20 protein-coding genes and 1 riboswitch are annotated in these 20,067 nt (G+C 43.9%); of the genes, 17 read left to right on the forward strand and 3 right to left on the reverse strand.

Annotation, left to right across the window (positions count from 1 at the left end):
• Positions 1–17 precede the first annotated feature (17 nt).
• Positions 18–740: a hypothetical protein gene (locus NLX82_RS22160; protein ID WP_254349076.1), complete on the forward strand. Its 723-nt coding sequence runs from the start codon at positions 18–20 to the stop codon at positions 738–740.
• A 381-nt stretch (positions 741–1,121) separates the two neighbouring features.
• The gene (locus tag NLX82_RS22165; RefSeq protein WP_254349077.1) at positions 1,122–4,034 is read left to right on the forward strand and encodes an S-layer homology domain-containing protein; all 2,913 of its coding nucleotides are present in this window, start codon (positions 1,122–1,124) and stop codon (positions 4,032–4,034) included.
• Positions 4,035–4,141: 107 nt separating this feature from the next.
• Here NLX82_RS22165 and NLX82_RS22170 read toward each other — a convergent pair whose 3' ends face one another.
• A complete protein-coding gene (locus NLX82_RS22170; RefSeq protein ID WP_023987121.1) occupies positions 4,142–4,816 on the reverse strand; it encodes an NAD(P)H-dependent oxidoreductase in 675 nt (224 codons plus the stop codon).
• A 143-nt stretch (positions 4,817–4,959) separates the two neighbouring features.
• On the opposite strand from NLX82_RS22170, the gene NLX82_RS22175 reads away from it, so the two are divergent.
• Both NLX82_RS22175 and NLX82_RS22180 read left to right on the forward strand, forming a co-directional pair.
• Positions 4,960–5,352 (forward strand): winged helix-turn-helix transcriptional regulator, encoded by a 393-nt coding sequence (locus NLX82_RS22175; RefSeq protein ID WP_023987122.1) that lies wholly within the window; start codon positions 4,960–4,962, stop codon positions 5,350–5,352.
• Positions 5,353–5,544: 192 nt separating this feature from the next.
• Positions 5,545–6,537, forward strand: a complete 993-nt coding sequence (locus NLX82_RS22180; protein ID WP_254349078.1) for an ABC transporter substrate-binding protein — start codon at positions 5,545–5,547, stop codon at positions 6,535–6,537.
• A gap of 219 nt (positions 6,538–6,756) precedes the next feature.
• Here the strand turns inward: NLX82_RS22180 and NLX82_RS22185 are convergent, their stop codons facing one another.
• Together NLX82_RS22185 and NLX82_RS22190 are read right to left on the reverse strand one after the other, a co-directional pair.
• Positions 6,757–7,392: a cyclodeaminase/cyclohydrolase family protein gene (locus NLX82_RS22185; protein ID WP_254349079.1), complete on the reverse strand. Its 636-nt coding sequence runs from the start codon at positions 7,390–7,392 to the stop codon at positions 6,757–6,759.
• A complete protein-coding gene (locus NLX82_RS22190; RefSeq protein ID WP_254349080.1) occupies positions 7,389–8,255 on the reverse strand; it encodes a bifunctional 5,10-methylenetetrahydrofolate dehydrogenase/5,10-methenyltetrahydrofolate cyclohydrolase in 867 nt (288 codons plus the stop codon). The genes NLX82_RS22185 and NLX82_RS22190 overlap by 4 nt, the downstream gene beginning before the upstream one ends.
• Positions 8,256–8,365: 110 nt before the next feature.
• Positions 8,366–8,450: riboswitch (ZMP/ZTP riboswitch) on the reverse strand.
• A gap of 213 nt (positions 8,451–8,663) precedes the next feature.
• On the opposite strand from NLX82_RS22190, the gene desA reads away from it, so the two are divergent.
• The 13 genes from desA to NLX82_RS22250 all read left to right on the forward strand — a co-directional run bounded on the left by desA (position 8,664) and on the right by NLX82_RS22250 (position 19,824).
• Positions 8,664–9,725 carry a Delta(5) desaturase DesA gene (gene desA / locus NLX82_RS22195; protein ID WP_302055935.1) on the forward strand — a complete coding sequence of 354 codons (1,062 nt, stop codon included), beginning with the start codon at positions 8,664–8,666 and terminating at the stop codon, positions 9,723–9,725.
• A gap of 288 nt (positions 9,726–10,013) precedes the next feature.
• Entirely contained in the window at positions 10,014–10,559 is a 546-nt protein-coding gene (locus NLX82_RS22200; RefSeq protein WP_068938576.1) for a PadR family transcriptional regulator, read from the forward strand.
• Entirely contained in the window at positions 10,537–11,034 is a 498-nt protein-coding gene (locus NLX82_RS22205; RefSeq protein WP_023987128.1) for a hypothetical protein, read from the forward strand. Before NLX82_RS22200 ends, NLX82_RS22205 begins: the two co-directional genes overlap by 23 nt.
• A gap of 3 nt (positions 11,035–11,037) precedes the next feature.
• Positions 11,038–11,160, forward strand: a complete 123-nt coding sequence (locus NLX82_RS27645; RefSeq protein WP_256026584.1) for a hypothetical protein — start codon at positions 11,038–11,040, stop codon at positions 11,158–11,160.
• Positions 11,161–11,279: 119 nt separating this feature from the next.
• The gene (locus tag NLX82_RS22210; RefSeq protein ID WP_023987129.1) at positions 11,280–12,413 is read left to right on the forward strand and encodes a sensor histidine kinase; all 1,134 of its coding nucleotides are present in this window, start codon (positions 11,280–11,282) and stop codon (positions 12,411–12,413) included.
• Positions 12,410–13,009, forward strand: a complete 600-nt coding sequence (locus NLX82_RS22215; RefSeq protein WP_013308918.1) for a response regulator transcription factor — start codon at positions 12,410–12,412, stop codon at positions 13,007–13,009. The genes NLX82_RS22210 and NLX82_RS22215 overlap by 4 nt, the downstream gene beginning before the upstream one ends.
• A gap of 147 nt (positions 13,010–13,156) precedes the next feature.
• Positions 13,157–13,777, forward strand: a complete 621-nt coding sequence (locus tag NLX82_RS22220) for a deoxynucleoside kinase (protein WP_023987130.1) — start codon at positions 13,157–13,159, stop codon at positions 13,775–13,777.
• A complete protein-coding gene (locus tag NLX82_RS22225; protein WP_013308920.1) occupies positions 13,777–14,418 on the forward strand; it encodes a deoxynucleoside kinase in 642 nt (213 codons plus the stop codon). Before NLX82_RS22220 ends, NLX82_RS22225 begins: the two co-directional genes overlap by 1 nt.
• Positions 14,419–14,615: 197 nt before the next feature.
• Entirely contained in the window at positions 14,616–15,617 is a 1,002-nt protein-coding gene (locus tag NLX82_RS22230; RefSeq protein ID WP_075153781.1) for a Gfo/Idh/MocA family protein, read from the forward strand.
• A gap of 325 nt (positions 15,618–15,942) precedes the next feature.
• On the forward strand, positions 15,943–16,968 hold the full coding sequence (locus NLX82_RS22235) for a methionine ABC transporter ATP-binding protein (protein WP_025721288.1): 1,026 nt from the start codon (positions 15,943–15,945) through the stop codon (positions 16,966–16,968).
• Entirely contained in the window at positions 16,958–17,620 is a 663-nt protein-coding gene (locus NLX82_RS22240) for a methionine ABC transporter permease (protein WP_023987133.1), read from the forward strand. Before NLX82_RS22235 ends, NLX82_RS22240 begins: the two co-directional genes overlap by 11 nt.
• 43 nt (positions 17,621–17,663) lie before the next feature.
• On the forward strand, positions 17,664–18,551 hold the full coding sequence (locus NLX82_RS22245; RefSeq protein WP_023987134.1) for a MetQ/NlpA family ABC transporter substrate-binding protein: 888 nt from the start codon (positions 17,664–17,666) through the stop codon (positions 18,549–18,551).
• Between the two features lie 64 nt (positions 18,552–18,615).
• Positions 18,616–19,824, forward strand: coding sequence for a M20 family metallopeptidase (locus NLX82_RS22250; protein WP_254349081.1), 1,209 nt, complete (start codon positions 18,616–18,618; stop codon positions 19,822–19,824).
• Positions 19,825–20,067 lie beyond the last annotated feature (243 nt).

Genomic DNA, 20,067 nt, shown 5'->3' on the forward strand with positions numbered 1-20,067 from the left:
AGAAAGAGGTTGAGGGTATGGTGTTGAAAAAATGGCCATTATTATTGATGATAGGTATTCTCATGGTGGCATCTGTGAGCTGGAACAGTGGAGTATCTTATGCAGCTACAGAATATACTTGGGATAAGTACAAGGGCACTGAGGTCAAGACATATAGATTGACTGCGGTACCTGGAAGAGTCGAATATATGGATCAGGAAAGGTTTTTTGCAGCTTTAAGTCAAACCCCAAATGTGTATGGAGATTTCAGTGGCTATAAAACAGGGAAAACAACTGGAGTTGTAACCGAGAGTATAACGGATGATGTGTACAAATTTACAGTTACTGATTTTCTTCGCGATCAAGAGCCTGAGGTTGTAGAGTATATCAATCCCAGAGGCGGAATTCCTCATAGATGGAATGGAACTAGTGATATTCAAATTTTTATGAGAGGGTCAGAAGCGGCTTCTTTGTCTGAGCTGTTTTATGAGGGGACACCCAGTGAAGGACGCTTTCAATTTAATGCTAACGATATATATTTAGTTACATTCTGGTCCAGTACCGTAAGACTTATCAGTGGGATGTCTGCTGAGGCGCTAATAGAGGAAGGTCCTCACACGTTTAAGAATCAGGAGCTTGTAGGTCAAGTAACCAGCGAAGATCCTGCAGCTTATCCGCAAGATGGGATTTCAGAAGGTTATTATTATGTTTTTAAGAGTGCTGGCAACAAAGAATCAACAGCTGATGGAGATAGCCAATAAAAACAAAAGAAGAGATAACATTGTGTATGGTGCTTTATACATGATGTTATCTTTTTTATTGTGATGCTCGCATTAGAAAATTTAGTAATGAAAAAATGCTGGAAATTTAATTCCCAATGAAAACCATTTTAAAAGATCGGGATATATGCCTTTAAAATAATGACAATTTTACGGATGGAACCGTAATCTATAACTACTTTTTTTGCTGTCTTTATTCAATCCTAGGGATATTATTCCGATAATTCAAGTATATACAGTTTGGTGTTAATTGAAATGAAATCCGTTTGAAAACAAAAGAGATAATTTTCAGAGTTGAAACAGAAGTGCAGGTGGAAGTAACCTGATGCTATATCGTAAAGGAGGTGCAAGGATCCAAATAATATGAAATCTGAAAAAAAGTTAAAACAAATTAGGCAGTACATCGCTGCTTTACTGGCTGTTTGGTTGTTCTGTATACATACTGTGCCTGTTTTTGCAGACAGGGTCTTTAACGATATCGAACATTCCTACGCAGCTGATGCAATTGAAGCCATGGCTGCTCAAGGGTATGTTACGGGTTATCAGGATGGTAGTTTTCGACCTGTGCATTTTATTTCGAGGCAGGAATGGGCGAGCATTTTCGTTAAAACCTTAAAACGAACTTCGGTTAACAAAAGCGTTGCTTCTTTTAGTGATGTGTCACCGTGGGCTCTACCCTATGTACAGACCTTGCAAGCAGAGAACATTACCAAAGGAGTTAGTGATCAGTTATTCGGTGCAAAGCATAATATGACCCGTCAGGATATGGCGGTGTGGTATGCCAGGTATTTCGGCGTTTCTGAAGATACCCGCGCTTCCGATAGATCCAGTTTTGTGGATCAAGCTGATATATCAGACTATGCACAAACGAGCGTATGGCTGATGGAACGGTTGGAGCTGATCGAGGGGGATACGAATCATTATTTTCATCCCAAAGAGTCTGTGAGACGGCAGGATGCTACACTGGTAGCATATCGGATATGGCTAGGCGGTGACGGTCTGAGAGAACGTGCTAAGCGTTTGCTGGAGTCATTAGGAAATGGAACTGCAATGACGAATCAGCCAGCCAGTCCAACGGAATCGAGGAAGATCGTGGTCGACCTGGCGCCGGAAATCAGTCACCAGCGTGCGAATCCGGAGATCGAAGAGCCTAAAAGCCATAGTCCAAGACCCGATCCACCGGTATCTCCGGTAACACCAACAGAGCCGAAGCCGGAACCGCCAATTATACGACCAGAACCTAGTCCCAAACCACCGGTGATACCACCAGTGACACCGCCAGTGATACCACCAATCATACCGCCAGTGACTCCGTCAGAACCACCGGATCATTCGTCGGATTTCGTGGTGGATGAGGTAGTAATCAAGGCGCCCGAGTTGGTCAATCAACCGGAAACGTATCCTTCGTATCAGCTGTCCTTTGATCTCTACAATAAAGGGCACTTGGTAAGCATTCCCGCTGTTAGCGTCACAAGTGTCACCTACACATTTAGTGATACATTAGGTGTATTTGATGAACATGGGAAAATTGCGCATTCCGAAAATATACCTGCTGCTGATGGTTATATTCCTGTAGAGATGGAAGTCACCATTGCTAAACCTTATCGGGTACTTAAAGCACAGACCAAGCTGATCGTGAAAGGGAAGACTCCTCCGGTAGAGGACCCGAGTGTAATCAGGTCCGTATACTTGGCGACGTACACCATTTCACAGGCCACTACTCTAGACCCTACAGCCTGGAGCATGCCCTATGTATTTCAAAATGCAAAGGGAGAGGTCATACCGTCCGGTCTATTGCCGTCAGACTTGAAGCTTCGTATAGAGGATTCCAGAGGGATATTTGACGAGGATGGACATATTGCCAACCTGCATCTGATTCCTGCATTGAACTCTGTCATTCCATTCAAGATTGAGGTTGAATCACCCTCTCAGGGAATTCACTTCATATCCGATGCCGAGTTAACTGTAGTACCAGGAGCACGCAAAAAGCAATATTTTGCTATCTCCATGATGCTACAGGGAAAAGATGCGGGCAGTACGACCACGGTAGAGCAAATTGAGCAGTCGCGTCAATTGCTGATGGATCACTTTGGTACCAACTTAAAAGTGACGTGGGCCATGGAAAATAGATTTATTTTTGTGGAATCAAATCGTCCGCAGCTTAAAAAGGTTTTGGAATACGTGGATCAGTATGGCGATGAAGTCGGGATTTTGGATGGGTATCCGAATAATCTGTTTGATCTTCCTGAATGGGAAGCACAGATGAACGAGTGGTTGTATATGTATCGTTATAATGCCCTCAATGAGCTGCACCAATCTGGTTCGTTGGGATCACCTTCGGTGTTTGAAAGTATGGATACAGACCAATATCGGAAGTATCTGCCTAAATCATTGACCGGCTTTACGGTGAATCCTGAGCAGGCCCAATGGCTTAAGGATCATTTTAAGATTACCTCAGCGATGGGATGGTCGGCTACACAGTATAATGTGAACAACATGTATGGTGAGGGTTCACCTTTGATGCCTTACTGGTCCCATAAGGATAATCCGATTGTTCCGGCACAGGGGCTTACAAATAATAGCGGTATCGTATTTATGAACTCGATTACGATTGATCCCATCGGGTCGCGCTATACCAAAGATTCTTCACGCTGGACTCTCCATCCAGGTGATCCATATGTGACGGAAACGGATGCGGCACCACAACTGTATATAGCACAGCAATATTTAGATAACCCGTATCAACGTTTGAATACAGTAAACTACATGTCCATTATTTTGGATGTCAACTGGCTTGCCAAAAACCATAACATGTCTCAAATATGGGAAAACTTTGTGAAGCACTTCCCTGTTGACCGTGAGGTTGAGATTGTGGGCGTGGACGGGCTGAAACAGATTTATGAATCGATAGCTGGATTGAGTAATGATCATACGGAGTTTTCACTCATGTTTAGAGGCTCAGGTTTTAAGGCAGTTATGGACTCCAATAATTCACCAGCCAATCTGCGTTACTTGTGGACTGAAAACGCCTCACAGCGGATTATTTTATCCAAGGAGGATGGAGATGCGGCATGGTCCATTATTGACTTTACTGACTATACCCGAAATCCGATTCCGAAGATGGCCTACAATCTGGGTAAGAACACAGATGTAAGCTATGTCACTGGAAGGAACTTTAAGCTGCATCCTACAGCTCCGTTAACAGCAGATGAAATTCAGCGCGTAAAGGATCGTTTAAAGGAAATCTATTTCGCGGAAGAAGTAACTTATAAGTAAGGGTTTGGAATGACAGAATTTTTAAGACTTGAGGTTTTATGAAAAGGGGGTGTCCCAACAGCCATGGAGATGGTTATGGGACGCCCCTTTGTTTTAGAAAAAAGGTTTTACACCCATTCAATAACCTGATCTACAGATCGCCGAGTTTTGCCACGCGGTTCGTTGAGACGGTATCCAAATGCCACCATACAAGAAATACCGAAATGCTCGGCATCCATAATGCCTTCCTCGGAGAGGATGCGTTCGATTTCCTGTTTATTAAAACCTTCGATAGGGCAGGAATCAATGCCGATTTGAGCTGCGGCAGTCATCATGTTGCCCAGTGCGATGTAGGTTTGTCGGCAGCCCCACTCGAACAAGGCTCTTTTATTTTCCTCCAGCCCAAAATCTGACTTTAGAAAGGCATCATACACTTTCTCTCTGCCTTGAATCACTTCAGCTGGTAATTGCTGCACGTTCTCCATCATACTCTTGATATAATCGGATGAGGCTACCATATCTTCAGGAAGTCTAGAGAGGATGAGTACAAAATGGCTGGCTGTTGGCAGTTGTTTTTGGGCCCCCCAAGAGTAAGGCAGCAGCTTCTCACGCATAGCGTTACTCTGAACGACAACAAATTTCCAGGGTTCAAAGCCAAACGAACTCGGGGATAAACGGCCTGTTTCAAGAATAAAGTCGAAGTCAGAATCGCTAATTTTCTTATGGCTATCAAATTCCTTCGTTGCATGTCTGAACTCGTATGCAGATAAGATTTGATCTTTAGTAGTAGTTAAGGTTTCCATCGTTATTCCACTCCTTATGGATGTGATTAAAATTGACGCTTACCAAGTAACATGCTTAATATTAGAATATACATGATCGTTTTTGAAGTACGCACATTAATGTGCTGTAGTATATAAAATGATACCAAGGAGGAGAAAAGCCTATGCGCAATCGGAAAGGCGGCTTTGGGGAATGTACCGCTGGAAATGATCAGGCGTGTCCTGTTGAGTACACGCTGGACGTGATTGGGGGCAAATGGAAAGGGATTATTTTATATCATCTCATGTATGGGACTAAGCGATTTAGTGATTTTCGGCGGATCTGTCCGGGAATTACCCAGCGTATGCTGACACTCCAATTGCGCGAGCTGGAAGAGGACGGAGTCGTTCACCGTGAAGTCTACCAACAGGTTCCTCCCAAGGTCGAATACTCTCTAACTGAATTTGGAAAAACGCTGATCCCGATTATTAACCTGATGAAGGATTGGGGAGAAGAATATAAAACAAAACAGCGATCACCAGAAAGCAGCCTTCAGCAACCTAGCCCCAATGTGTAGGTTTTGAGACGGCTCCACAAAGAAGACCTGGCCATCATTTTGGCAGGTCTTTTCATTTTTAAAGTGAAATGATGCAAAGTTCGTTTTTCAGTTGACAGTAAGGACGACGCTTGATATATTTCTTACGATATTGATAATCATTATCATGTGTATCGGGAAGATCATCTTCACAATATATAGGGGGCTAATCAGTTGAAAAGAAAATCGTATTTTATGATAACAGCTATGTTACTTGTATTGTCTGTATTCATCAGCGCTTGCGGCGGAAATAATAATGGAAGTAATCCGGCTTCATCTTCAGGAGATAAGCAAGAGTCGGCTTCTACTGGAGAGACTAGAAGCTTTAAAACGGTTAAAGGGGATATTCAAATTCCTGCGAAGCCACAGCGCATTGTAACGGATTTTTACGGTGGAGAATTGCTGTCCGTGGGTGCTAACGTGGTGGGTGTGGAGCCGACTGCGTTTCAAAATCCTTTTCTGACCGATTTGCTGAAGGAAAAAGGAACCAAAGAGGTGGGTGATCCGACCAATTTGGAAAAGACGCTGGAACTCAAACCCGATCTGATCGTGGTTATGAAGGATACGAATTATGAGGCTTTGTCTAAAATCGCACCTACCCTGTACATTCCGTACGGTACGACGACTAATATCTATGATACGGTCAAGCTGTTCGGAGATATCACCGGGGAAAAGGAGAAGGCTGAGCAATTTATTGCTGCATTTGATAAAAAGGCCGCTGAAGGTCGCGTACGTCTTAAAGGTGTGATTGACGAAAAGGCAACTTTCGGTCTGTATGAGCTGACGGACAAGCACGCACTTTGGATCTTTGGCGACAATGCGGGGCGGGGCGGACAAGCCGTGTACAATGCGCTTAAACTGAATATGCCAAAGAAAACAGCTAACTCCAAGGAACAAACGGTGCAGCTTTCGATGGAGGTATTGCCACAGTATGACGCAGATTATATGTTCCTGACTACGTATGACCCGGAGAAAAAGGGTGACGCGCTCAAGCAACTGAAATCGTCCGCTGTGTGGGGGAATCTTCCTGCGGTGAAGAACAATAGAGTGTTCTTTAACGATTTTGATACGTATTATCGCTATGATCCAATCGCTATTACCGGGCAAATTGATATGATCGTAGATATGCTGGTCGAAAGAGAAAAAGAGAATAAAGTTAAACAATAGGTGTGAGATTCTGCGTTGTGACGAATTGTCCAAAACAGATGGGAAGTCGCATAATACACGCAGTATCTAGCAATAAAAACCAGTCCAACATGAATCATGTTTGGACTGGTTTTTTATTTACTATTTCGTCGTAATTTCGATAGTATCTTCTTTTTGTATCCAATCAGTTATTTTTTTGAAGAAATGTTTTAGAACAGGTTAAACACGGTTATGAGCAGACTAATTCGCTATTCGACTGCGTACCATCAACAAGGTTTGTTCTTTGATTTGTCCGATTTCACGGATGAGTGCGGCTGTCTTGGTCTCATAGGAGTATTTGACATCCAAGTCTTTCAGCGAAGCAAGGTTAATGTCGATGGTAAGCAGGGCAGATTGAGCTGCTGCTTCGAACAGGATCGCGCCGATGCCAAGATCTGAAATCACATTTTTATTGGACATTTCCACAATGTTATAGGCTTGCGACAATCCGTCCCGGCATACTTCCAGCAGGCGCATGGGTACCTCAATGGCAGCGATCACCGCTGTCTGTAGGGAATGGGTACGATAGCGCTTTTCTTCGTCTGTTTCCTTGGGCAAACGCAACGCGGTCATGTACTGTTCAAAGGATTGGATGTCTGCGACCATCAGTTCCTCACAATGCGTAGACAATCTTCCCATGCTGCTAATGACGTCCGTGATTTTTTCATGGATGTGCGCATATTTTTCTCCTTGTGAAAGGTTGGCGGTCATGGAGGTCATAGCCGCGCCTAGTGCCGCAGCCAGTGCGGATACACTTCCTCCGCCGGGGGTAGGCGCTGCACTTGCAGCCTCTTTCAGAAAATGTCCGATGGAATTGTTCCACGACAGTTCACTCATGAATAGACCACCTCTCTGGAGTAGTGTTGCAGATGTATCGCTTTGAGCAGATTTTTGTACAAAATCGCAGTCGTTAAGGTGCCAACACCGCCGGGAACCGGAGAAATGGCATGTACCTTTTCACCCACGTTTGAAGCAGCGTCACCCACGATTTTTCCTTCCAGCGTCTCGTTAATTCCTGCATCCACGAGAATCAGACCAGGATGGACCATATCCTGCGTAATCACATCAGGGCATCCGACTGCGACGAAGGCAATGTCTGCATGGCTCAGATGCTCTGCAATATCACGCGTACCTGCATGACAGGCGGTAACGGTGGCATTTTCTCTTTGCAACATGTGGAAAAGGGGAAGTCCCACTGTCTGCCCGATGCCCACGAGCGTGACATTTTTGCCTGCCAAGGTGTGACCGTAATGCTTGAGCAGCTCGATACAGGCTTGAGGTGTTGCGGGATATAGTCCGGCGTCACCTGTTACGGTAGCCAGCTTGTTATCAGGTGTTATTCCATCAATATCCTTGTAGGGGGCGATGGATTGTTTAATAACGGAGGCAGAAAGATGTTGGGGAAGCGGCAGTTCCAGCATAATGCCATGTACATGGGATGCATCGTTCAGACTGCCGATCAGGTGCAGTAGCTCGGCTTCGCTAACATGACGGTCAAAAGTATGGAGATGAAATGAGATGCCCAGCTTCTCCGCTATTTTTTGCTTGGTCCGGGCATAGTATGCAGATGCCGGATCGCCTTCTACCAATAGGGTCGCCAGATGGGGACGGTTTCCTTGCTGCTTCATTTTTTCTACCTGTGAACGGATCGTTGCATATACTTGCTCAGCTGCTTCTTTGGATTTCATGATTATAGCCATAGTCCGTGCCTCCTCTGAATTTATCGCATGATTTATCAACAGGGTGTCATGGTCTTAAAACGAAAAAAAGTATTTGCACAAGGTCGTCAAGACAGACGAATCCTCTGCAAATACTTCTCCCAGGCGAACGGTACGCTTTTTTTGTATGCTCCCTCGTGGTTCATTCCACTGACTTCGCCAGTCACATACAGCGTTATTATACCTTATATTTTAACAAATAATCATCAGAAAAGAAACCCGCGAACATTTGGAAAACGGGTTGTGTTACTTGTCTATATGACAAATGTCATATACCCGAGCTGACGTTTATGACTACATCGCCTAGAGGCTTTACCTTATACTGAGATTAGATCAACATGTACGCCTAACAGGATCAAGGTATAGGCGTCATTTTAAAGGAGGATCATAATGAGTATGACACAACTCCCATTAGCCCAATTGAAAAAAAATATGGCTCCCTACGAGAAAATAAACACAAAATCCAGCGTTCTGCAACTCATCAATACCTTGGGTCCACTGATCCTATTGTGGTATGCTGCTTATCTTAGTCTGTCGGTTTCGTACTGGCTGACACTTCCAATTGCCATTGTTGCATCGGGGTTTGTGGTACGGACGTTTATTATTTTTCATGATTGTGGTCATCAATCCTTCTTCAAAAGCCGCAAGCTGAACGACATTGTGGGAACGATTACAGGTGTTATTACGCTCTGTCCTTATCACCAATGGAAAAATAGTCACGCAATCCACCATGCAACCAGCAGTAATCTGGATAAAAGAGGCACAGGTGACATGTGGGTGCTTACGGTAGAAGAGTACACAGAGGCTTCCACATGGACACGGCTGGCCTATCGCATATATCGAAATCCTTGGGTTATGTTTGGACTAGGTCCGATCTATACTTTTTTGATTTCCTATCGGTTTAATATCAAGACAGCCAAACGCAAGGAAAAAATGAACACCTATGTGACGAATATATCCATCGTTGCCTTGTACGCACTGTTGTCATGGGCTATTGGATGGCATGCCTTCCTTCTGGTACAGGCACCTATCTTTTTTGTATCTGGTATGTTGGGAATCTGGCTGTTCTATGTACAACATCAATTTGAGGATTCGTATTTTGAGCACGATGAAGAGTGGAGCTATATTAATGCGGCCGTAGAAGGCAGTTCTTATTACAAGCTTCCTAAAGTATTGCAATGGATTACGGGCAATATCGGATTTCATCACGTTCATCACTTGAGCCCAAAAGTGCCAAATTATAATTTGGAAAAAGCACATGAAGCGACACCGTTACTTCAAAAGGCGACCACAATCACAGTAAGTAGCAGTCTGCAATCTTTGAAGTTCCGACTTTGGGATGAAAATACGAAAACCTTTTTGACCTTTAAACAAGTGAGGCCGCTCCTCAGCAAACGTGTTGCAGTTACGAAACCCATCCCTACACCTGTTGTAAGCACAGAAAGAAAATAACTTTGTACAAAACTCTTCTGAAGAGATGTTGAAAAATTGCAGTTTACTTTGAGAAATCTAAAGGGATAACATCCTTTTAGATTTTTTTGTTTATATTGAAAATGCAGTACTTTCATTCTTTGTTTTAGCAATCGCTATTGACAAATCGATTTTCAACCTTTACATTCTATATATCGAAACGATATATCTCGATTATATATATATAAATTAGCTACATGTAAACAGAGATAAGTTCCCTTTGATTTCAGAAGGATAATTCACTATGCCAGGAAAGAAGGAATAGATTTTATGTTGATTTATGTAATACTTGGGTTCCTCTGCGAAAAGGATATGACAGGATATGAAATCAAGCAGAAGATGACGATAAGCACTTCCAACTTTATTGATGCCAGCTTCGGAAGCATATATCCTATGCTGAAAAAAATGGAAAAGGGGGAGCTTATCAAGTATGAAGAAGTGGTAGAGGAAGGCAGATTCAAAAAATCATATGGTATTACGGAAAAAGGGAAGAGTGAATTTATAGAATGGTTAAAAACACCATGTACTTTTTCCCCTTTTAATTATGAGTATTTGAGTAAGCTTTTCTTCTATAAATATCTTGACGACATTGAGGTTGTTCGTTTGATTGCCAGCTTTCAAACTACTGTCGCCTGTGAATATAACAAGCTTGCCTTAATAGAAGAGAAGCACGTTCATGAGATGGGTGTATATGAGCACGCGACGTTGATGTTTGGCAAAGAATATTTTCAAATGATTATGAATTGGCACGATGAACTCACAAGAAAAATTACAGGAAAGAAGGATAATGAAGATGAGAATGACAAAGAAATTTAAATTGCAGATTGCAGCTAAAAATGTGGATTTGTACAAATGGGTAACTGAGATGACTCCAGCTGAATATGAATCATTTTCAAAAGCTCACAAGGCAATGGGCAGTTATTTTGAAGATGGTGAATTCTATATGGTTAATGTGGAAAATATGGGGAATGAGATGATTGTTCAGCACTATCAATTAAAAGAGCACACAAAGGATCATTTGCGTTTCTACTCTGACAAGACAGAAGCATATATATGGCGATGGATACCCGCCATCGTTGGAGTTCCATGGGAAATGAAGGTCACGCCTGTTGATAACAACTCTTGCGAATTTAGTTGTACGATTGGAGCGGACTTTCCATCTCGGCTACTGGCTTTTGCAGCATGGATAAATGGTTTTGGTGGATTCTTTATGAGAAAACATTTAGCCGATGAGGGCGGAAAATTTGCTAAAGATATAGAAAAGAAATTTAATAACGTTAGGTATGTATAATTCATGAACGAGCTGATCAGAAATATAGACCAGTCCCATTTCAAAGCACGATCTGGTGCAGTGGGTGGAGTGTACAGCGAATGGCTTAAGTTTGAGATCAGTTCCCGCAAAATGGACGGCTTCTAATCAAAGTGTTCATTTGCGGTTCACAGGAAAGGCTTTACCTTTGGTGCTTTCGAGCAGACGAAACAGTGGTATGATAAGATAAGGGATATAAGTCATGTGAAGTAGAAGAGGGTGGCAGAATGCAAAAGTGGTATCAGATTTTCCAAAGAAATACAGGGCTTAGTCCTTATGTGTGGGTCGTCTTTTATATCCTGCCCTTTTACTACTTTAGCTCTTCATCTACAAGTCATATTATTCTGGGTACTGCTATTATTTTGGTATTCTTTGCATGTTATGTACTGGCTTTTGTCTCAAAAGGCTGGCTCATATACTTTTGGACCAGTGTACAGATTGCCATATCGATTACCATGACACTGCTGTTTAGCTATATGTATTTTTCCATATTTATCGCCTATCTGATCGGTAATATTAAAAGTAAGGCTGCATTTACGACGCTGTATATCATTTTAATGGTTATTACGATTGGATTGATCAATTACGGTTTTGTATCTCAGAATCCCGTTTTTATTAAACAGATTCCTTTTATCCTGCTCAATCTGATCGGTGTGATTCTCCTTCCGATTACGAATTTTAATCGCAACAAAAGCGATCGGCTCCAAGTCCAATTAGAGGATGCCAATAAGAAAATATCGGAATTGATTAAGCTGGAGGAACGGCAAAGAATTGCGCGTGACCTGCACGATACCTTAGGTCAGAAGCTGTCACTCATCGGGCTGAAGAGCGATTTGGCGGGCAAACTGATGGATCAGTACCCGGAGCGTGCTCATGCTGAAATTAACGATGTTCGTCTCACGGCGAGAAGCGCGTTAAAAGAGGTGCGGGAAATGGTTACTCAAATGCGAGGTATGCGACTAGAGGATGAGCTGTTACGTATTCGGCAGATCTTAAAGGCTGCTCACATTGAATTGACCTTGGAGGGCGACCCGAAGCTGGAGCATACATCATTAATGAATGAAAATGTACTTAGTATGTGTATGAAGGAAGCAGTGACAAATGTGGTTAAGCACAGTGGAGCCACCGCTTGCTCCATCACTATTGAGCCGTCTCGTAAGGAACTAACTCTTCGGATTCAGGATAATGGAGTCGGTGCTACGAGAGAAAATGGAACCCTTCGTGGAAATGGCCTGCAAGGAATGAAGGAAAGGCTCGAATTCGTGAACGGATGTATGGAGCTGCGCTCAGATCAGGGAACGACCTTGGTCATTAAAGTGCCCAATATCCCTGAAAAGCCGAATGAGGAGGTGGGGCCATGATTCGAATTGTTATTGCAGAAGACCAGCGTATGCTGCTGGGTGCTCTAGCCTCCCTGCTAGACTTGGAAGAGGACATGAAAGTAGTCGGAAAAGCAAGCAACGGGGAAGAAGCTATAGAACTGGTGAAGCTGCACCAGCCGGATATATGCATTATGGACATCGAAATGCCGATTAAGAGCGGATTGGATGCGGCTGAGGAACTCAAAGCCTTGAACTGCAAGGTACTGATTTTAACTACGTTTGCTCGCCCCGGGTATTTTGAACGAGCGATCAAGGCGGGGACACACGGTTATCTGCTCAAGGACAGTCCCAGTGAAGAGCTGGCTTCCTCCATTCGAAGTATTATGGCAGGTCGACGTATTTACGCTCCAGAACTGGTCGATGATGCTTATGCCGAAGTCAACCCGCTAACAGAGCGTGAAAAGACCGTTTTGGCGCTTATTGCTGACGGAAAGAATACAAAAGAGATTGCTGGTGAACTGTATTTAACGACAGGGACGGTGCGCAATTATATTTCAGTCATTCTCGATAAGCTGGGTGTCAGTAACCGGATCGAGGCGATTACACGTTTTAATGAAAAAGGTTGGTTTAAGTGAGAAACAGGGACGCTATGAAGCAAAATGTAGCGCTCTGTTTTTTTTTGTTTTATCCATAGATTTGGTATGCCTTTAGCGTACTACCTTGTGATACAATAGGATAGTTGTCCACAGGATGGACTGGAGTACAAGGAGGAGCAGAACTGCATGAAACAAGCCCCATTTATAGCCGTTGAAGGGCCAATCGGAGCAGGTAAAACGACGTTGGCTTCGATGCTTTCAACCGAGCTACATTTGCCGATAATCAAAGAGATTGTCGAGGAGAACCCATTTCTCGATAAATTTTATCAAAATATAGATGAGTGGAGTTTTCAGCTGGAAATGTTCTTTCTCTGCAATCGGTATAAGCAGCTGGAGGATACTGGTCTGCAATATATCGAGAAAGCTCAGCCCGTTATTTCTGATTATCATATCTACAAGAATTTGATTTTTGCTGAACGTACGCTTAAGGGTGTGAAGCTCGAAAAATATCGTCAAATCTATCATCTGCTCACGGATGATATGCCTAAGCCAGACATTATCATTTATATTAAAGCAGATTTGGATACCTTGCTGGGGAGAATTCGCAAGCGTGCACGCTCTTTTGAACAGGAGATGGACCCCGCCTATCTGGAGCAATTAATAATAGATTATGATAAAGGCATTCAGTTTCTCGCTGAACAGTCCCCTTCCCCTCGTATATTGACCGTGAACGGGAATGAAATTGATTTTGTAGAAAACCAGGCACAATTTAAACAAATTGTTTCCGATGTAAAGGAGCTTATATAGTGAATAATTACAACATTCCTGCGAATGCCCTGATTACGGTAGCGGGTACAGTGGGTGTAGGTAAATCCACGCTGACTGGTGCTTTGGCCGGACGCCTTGGTTTTAAAACCTCTTTGGAGCAGGTCGATCATAATCCCTATCTGGAGAAATTTTATCACGATTTCGAAAGATGGAGCTTTCATTTGCAAATTTATTTTCTCGCGGAACGCTTCAAGGAACAAAAGAATATTTTCTTGTCTGGTGGAGGTTTTGTGCAGGATCGTTCTATTTATGAGGACACAGGCATTTTTGCGAAAATGCATGCCGATCAGGGAACGATGAACCCTACCGATTATGAAACGTATACTAGCCTGTTTGAGGCGATGGTGATGACACCGTTTTTCCCGCACCCTGATGTGTTGATCTATTTGGAAGGCAGCTTGCCCTCCATACTGAGTCGGATTGAGGAGCGCGGTCGCGAGATGGAGATCCAGACCGAGCGTTCTTATTGGGAGCAAATGCATCGCAGATATTCCAATTGGATCAACGAATTTGATGCCTGTCCTGTACTGCGTCTGAACATTGATGAATATGATGTACACGACCCAGCTTCCATGGATGCCATTTTGGAAGAAGTAGGAAAAGTAATATCAAAAAAATAGAGATATAACCCCAAATAAATAACAGGGACTGTGGTACAATCAGTATAAATTATGCTGATAGACTACAGTCTTTTTTTGTCGAATGAACATGTTAAAGCATGAGATATGACTAACGGTATAGTGGACAAGTTTAGGCTGGAATGCGAGAATAGGTACATATGAATTGTAATGACTCACGGGAAGGATGGGATACTGTGATGCGTTTTGGTATTGTTGGAACCAACTGGATAACAGAGAGGTTTATTCAAGCTGCGATGGAGACGGACGAATTTTCCCTGACGGCGGTGTACTCACGCACAGAGGATAAGGGCAAAGCTTTTGCTGACAAATATAACAGCCAGCCGGAGGTTTTTACAGACCTGGCGCAAATGGCCGCAAGTGATCAGGTCGATGCCGTATATATTGCCAGCCCCAATTCCTTACATGCGGAGCAGGCGATCTTATGTATGAATCACGGAAAGCACGTGTTGTGTGAGAAACCTTTTGCGTCTAATACAGCAGAGGTGAAGAGCATGATCGAAGCCGCGCGCAACAACGATGTTCTGCTGATGGAGGCCGTTAAATCCACACTTATGCCTAACTTTAAAATAATAAAGGATCATATGTATAAAATAGGCCGGGTTCGGCGTTATTTTGCAAGCTACTGTCAATACTCCTCACGCTTTGATGCTTTTAAGCAAGGTAAGGTATTGAATGCGTTTAATCCGGCCTTTTCCAATGGTTCCTTGATGGACCTTGGAGTGTATTGTTTGTATCCTATGGTGACTTTGTTCGGCAAACCTGAGGAGGTTCGGGCGGTGGGTGTACTTTTATCCTCTGGTGTCGATGGCGAGGGCAGTATCGTGATGAAGTATCCTGATATGGATGCTACGGTCATGTATTCCAAAATTACAGATTCCTATCTGCCTGCTGAAATTCAGGGTGAGAATGGAACGATGGTGATCGACAAAATCAGTCAGCCCTATGAGGTGAAAATTCATTATCGGGACGGCACGATTGAAGATCTGACCAAAGCTCAGACGCGTGAGCCAATGTATTATGAAATTCAGGAATTTATTGATTTGATCAAGAGTGGTGAACGCAACAGTTCCATTAACTCCTTGGAGTGTTCACTTACAGTCGCTGAAGTGATGGAGGAGGCAAGACAACAATTCGGCCTTCGTTATGAAGCAGATTTGAAAAATACTTCTGCACATTAGTCAGTGGAATGATCAAGATTGCAATTCACAAAGGGCTGCCGGTTTTGCAAACTTTGCAAATATACGGTTAGCCTTATTTGGCTTTGTAGCCCTAAAAGTGTAAGCAATTGTGATGACAGGAGTCAGAAGGCTATATTCATTTTTTATTGACAGATTCTCCTTCTTGTCTTAAGGTGTTAACAATGCAATATACAGTTAAATAATCCCACCTTCGTTCAAACGAAGATTAGGGAATTTTTTTTAGGGTATAAATCCGATTAAATCCACCGGATTACTAAAATTGGATGGAGGAATACATACATTGTAGACGTAAGGAGGAAGCAGTTTGATAAAGTTTGAACAAGTTAGCAAAATATTTACCTTACCCAATCGTAAGGTAAATGCACTCGAAGAGGTTTCGTTATCGGTTGAAAAAGGAGAAATTTTCGGCGTGATTGGCTTTAGCGGTGCAGGTAAAAGTACGCTGCTGCGGCTTGTCAATCTACTGGAACGCCCCTCAGAGGGACGAATTGTCGTTAATGATCAGGATGTTACTCAGATACGTCCTAAGGAACTAAGAAATTTAAGAAGACGGATCGGGATGGTATTCCAAACCTTTAATTTGTTTAACTCTCGTACTGTATATGGGAATCTGGCTTATCCTCTAAAACTGGCTAAACTGCCCAAGGCACAGATAGATGCTCGTGTTAAGGAGCTGCTGCAATTTGTTGGATTGGAGGATAAAGCGGATTCCTATCCGGAGCAGTTATCTGGCGGGCAAAAGCAACGGGTCGGCATTGCCAGAGCACTTGCGAATTCGCCCGATATTCTCATCTGTGATGAAGCGACCTCGGCCCTCGACCCGGAAACGACAGAAGATATATTGAGGCTGCTGAAAAAAGTAAATGAAGAGTACCAGATTACGATCTTGCTCATTACCCATGAAATGAATGTGATTCGCAGTATTTGTGATCGTGTGGCGGTGATGGAGAATGGTAGGGTGATTGAGCAGGGCAGTGTGTTCGATGTATTTGCCAATCCACAGACGAAGACGACGAAAAATTTTATTCGCTCTGTACTGAATGATCAGCTTTCACCCAAACTGCTGAGCAAGATTCGGGAGCATCACGCTGGCCGATTGTACAGACTTGTTTTTCGGGGTGGGGCGACCAGTGAACCAGTGCTTTCTAGAGCGACACGGAAGCATAATCTGGATTACAACATTGTATATGGAAGTATTAATGAGCTACAGGGAGCGCTGTTCGGAAGCTTAATTGTCGAGTTAATCGGTGCAGACGATGAAGTTAACAAGGTCGTGGAGGAACTACGAACGACGGTGGAAGTCAGGGAGGTCGTCGATCATGAGAGTTAATTGGGATACATTTTGGCTCAAGGTAGTGGAGGCTACAGGGGAAACGCTTTTGATGGTTGTTGTCACGCTGATTTTTGCCAGTATTCTGGGGCTTATGATTGGTTTAGTACTGTATGTGACACGTAAAGGGAGCTTGTTTGAAAACAAATTTGTGTTTATGTTTCTGAATTTGCTGATTAATATCATTCGCCCGATTCCGTTTATCATTTTTTTAGTGGCGATTAGCCCGTTTACGCGTTTAATCATGGGAACCACGATTGGAACCTCGGCGGCTATTTTCCCAATGACTATTGTAGCGGCCTTTGCTGTAGCGAGAATTGTGGAAAATAATCTGGTCTCCATAGATCCGGGCATGATAGAAGCTGCCAAGGCACTGGGAGCGACTCCATTTCAGATCATCACGGGTGTGTTGATTCGGGAAGCGCTGGGACCTTTGATTCTAGGGTTGACGTTTATTACCGTGGCCTTGATTGATTTCTCTGCCATGGCTGGTACGGTGGGCGGAGGAGGCCTTGGGAACCTGGCAATGACCTATGGTTATCAACGATTCGATACTTCGGTCATGATTGTCACGATTGTTTTGCTGATCCTTTTTGTACAGGTCGCCCAATATGCGGGGAATTACTTGTCTCGTAAATTTCTACGGCGCTAATGGGAACAGAGTATTATACATAACGATTAAAGGGGAAATGAAAATGAAAAAAATATTTCGCTTGGGTTTATTGGCTATTCTTAGTGTAGCGGTTCTATCTGCTTGCTCAGCTAACGGTTCGGGCTCAAATGCAAATGAAAAAGTACATGTTAAAATCGGGGTTTCAGGATCTGAGGACACGTATTGGGATGTGCTCAAGAAGAAAGCAGAGGCCAAAAATATTGAAATTGAGCTGATCAGTTTCTCGGATTATACATTACCCAATAAGGCGCTCGCCAATAAAGAGGTAGATTTGAATTCCTTTCAACATTTGGCCTTTCTCAGTCAGTTTAATGTAGAAAATGATGTGAATATCGTCCCTATTGGTGCAACGATTATCGCTCCAATGGCACTGTACTCTGAAAAATTCAAAAACGTATCGGATATTCCTGACGGCTCCAAAATTGCTATACCGGATGATCCCTCCAATCAGGGACGGGCTTTAAAACTTCTCCAGTCTGCAGGGCTGATTAAGTTGAAGCAGGATGCGGGCCTGTATCCGACCACGGATGAAATCGAAGGGAATCCTAAAAAGCTGGAGATTGTCCCAGTTGTCGCCCAGCAGACGCCGCGTGTCTTGTCTGATGTAGCCGCCTCAGCTGTGAACAGCGGTGTTGCTACAGATGCCGGGCTCAAGCTGGATGGAGCCATCTACAAGGATGATGCAAGCAGCGAAGAAGCGAAGCCATATGTGAACGTGTTTGCTGCCCGTGCGGAGGATAAGGATAATGCGACTTACAAAACGATCGTGGATTTGTACCATGATGCTGATGTAGCCGAGGCGGTAAAACAGGATTCCAAAGGAGCTAACGTCGTGGTAGACCAGTCTGCCGAAGAGCTACAGGCCACATTGGATAAGCTGGTAGCAGATGTTAAAGCGCAAAAGAAATAAGAATGTTGAACAGAAGTAGGGTTGGAAGCATACTAATCTATTTTCGAAACGAGGAGAGATTGCGATGAGTACAACGAACACGGTCGATACACATAGACAGCGGATTATTGAGGAAATTGAGGATTCTCGTCAGCTTTACACGGAAACGAGCCGGTTTGTTCATGCTAATCCCGAAATCGGCAATCAAGAATTTCAGGCTTCCCAGGCACTGACGGGCATTTTGGAGCAAGCGGGGTTTGAGGTAACTCGGAATGTAGCGGGACACGAAACCGGATTTGTTGCCCGTAAGGCTTCTGCTAGACCAGGTCCGAAAATCGGATACTTGGCTGAATATGATGCATTGCCCGGTCTGGGCCATGCTTGTGGCCACAATATTATCGGAACCGCAAGCACGGCAGCAGCCATCGCCTTGGCGCAGGTGATCGACGAAACGGGAGGTGAGGTGTATGTGTTCGGTACACCAGCGGAAGAAGGCGGTCCTAATGGCAGTGCAAAAGGCAGCTTCGTGAAGCACGGGCTGTTCGAAGGGATTGATGCTGCACTGATGGTTCATCCATCTGGTGTGACCCGGCTGACCTCACCAAGTCTGGCAGTTGATCCGCTAGATTTTCATTTTTACGGCAAAGCGGCTCACGCCGCAGGATCACCAGAGCAGGGAATCAATGCGCTCGATGCGGTGCTGCAGTTGTTCAGCGGTATCAATGCTTTGCGTCAGCAACTGCCGACCGATGTGCGTATTCATGGCATCATTACGCATGGAGGAGACGCGCCCAATATCATTCCGGACTATGCGTCGGCACGCTTTTTCATTCGGGCAAGTACTTGGCAGCGCACAGAGGAGGTTTCCACGAAAGTTCGCCATATCGCAGATGCTGCTGCTTTGGCAACAGGAGCCACTGTGAAAATCGAACGTTTTCAAAATGAAGTGCGTGATTTCATTCTGAACGATACCCTGGATGAGGTAGTAGGTCGTGAACTGGAAGCGCTGGGAGAACAGCTGGATCGTGGCCCTCGTGCCGGACTGGGTTCGACGGATGCGGGAAATGTGAGTCATGTTATCCCGACTGCACATGCTTACATTAAGATCGGTCCGGATGATCTCATCGCTCATACGGTGGAATTCAGGGAAGCGGCTGGCTCTGAGAAGGGTGAGGAAGCCTTAGTGACTGGGGCCAAGGCGTTAGCCTTGTCAGGCTTGGAGCTACTGGTGAATGAAACACTGCTGGTTGCGGTGAAGGAAGATTTTAAGCGTACGCATTCAGCGGCACAGTAAGCCAAATCCACACAGGGCATAGCAGAGCCGTCTAATATGAGTGTTATAGTTGAAGAGGATATCCTACAGTCTGTTTGGCTGCATGGATATCCTTTTTCATTTTCTTATAAGCTGCTATCATTGCTCCTCAATCGCTAGGTCACTCATAACCTCATTTTTACAAAGTACTATATTTCCAAAAACAACGTATTAACATTTGATTGTTATGATTATAGTTATAACTTTTACATATTAACTGCAAAG

This window comes from Paenibacillus sp. A3M_27_13, from assembly GCF_024213315.1.
GTDB lineage: Bacteria > Bacillota > Bacilli > Paenibacillales > Paenibacillaceae > Paenibacillus > Paenibacillus polymyxa_B.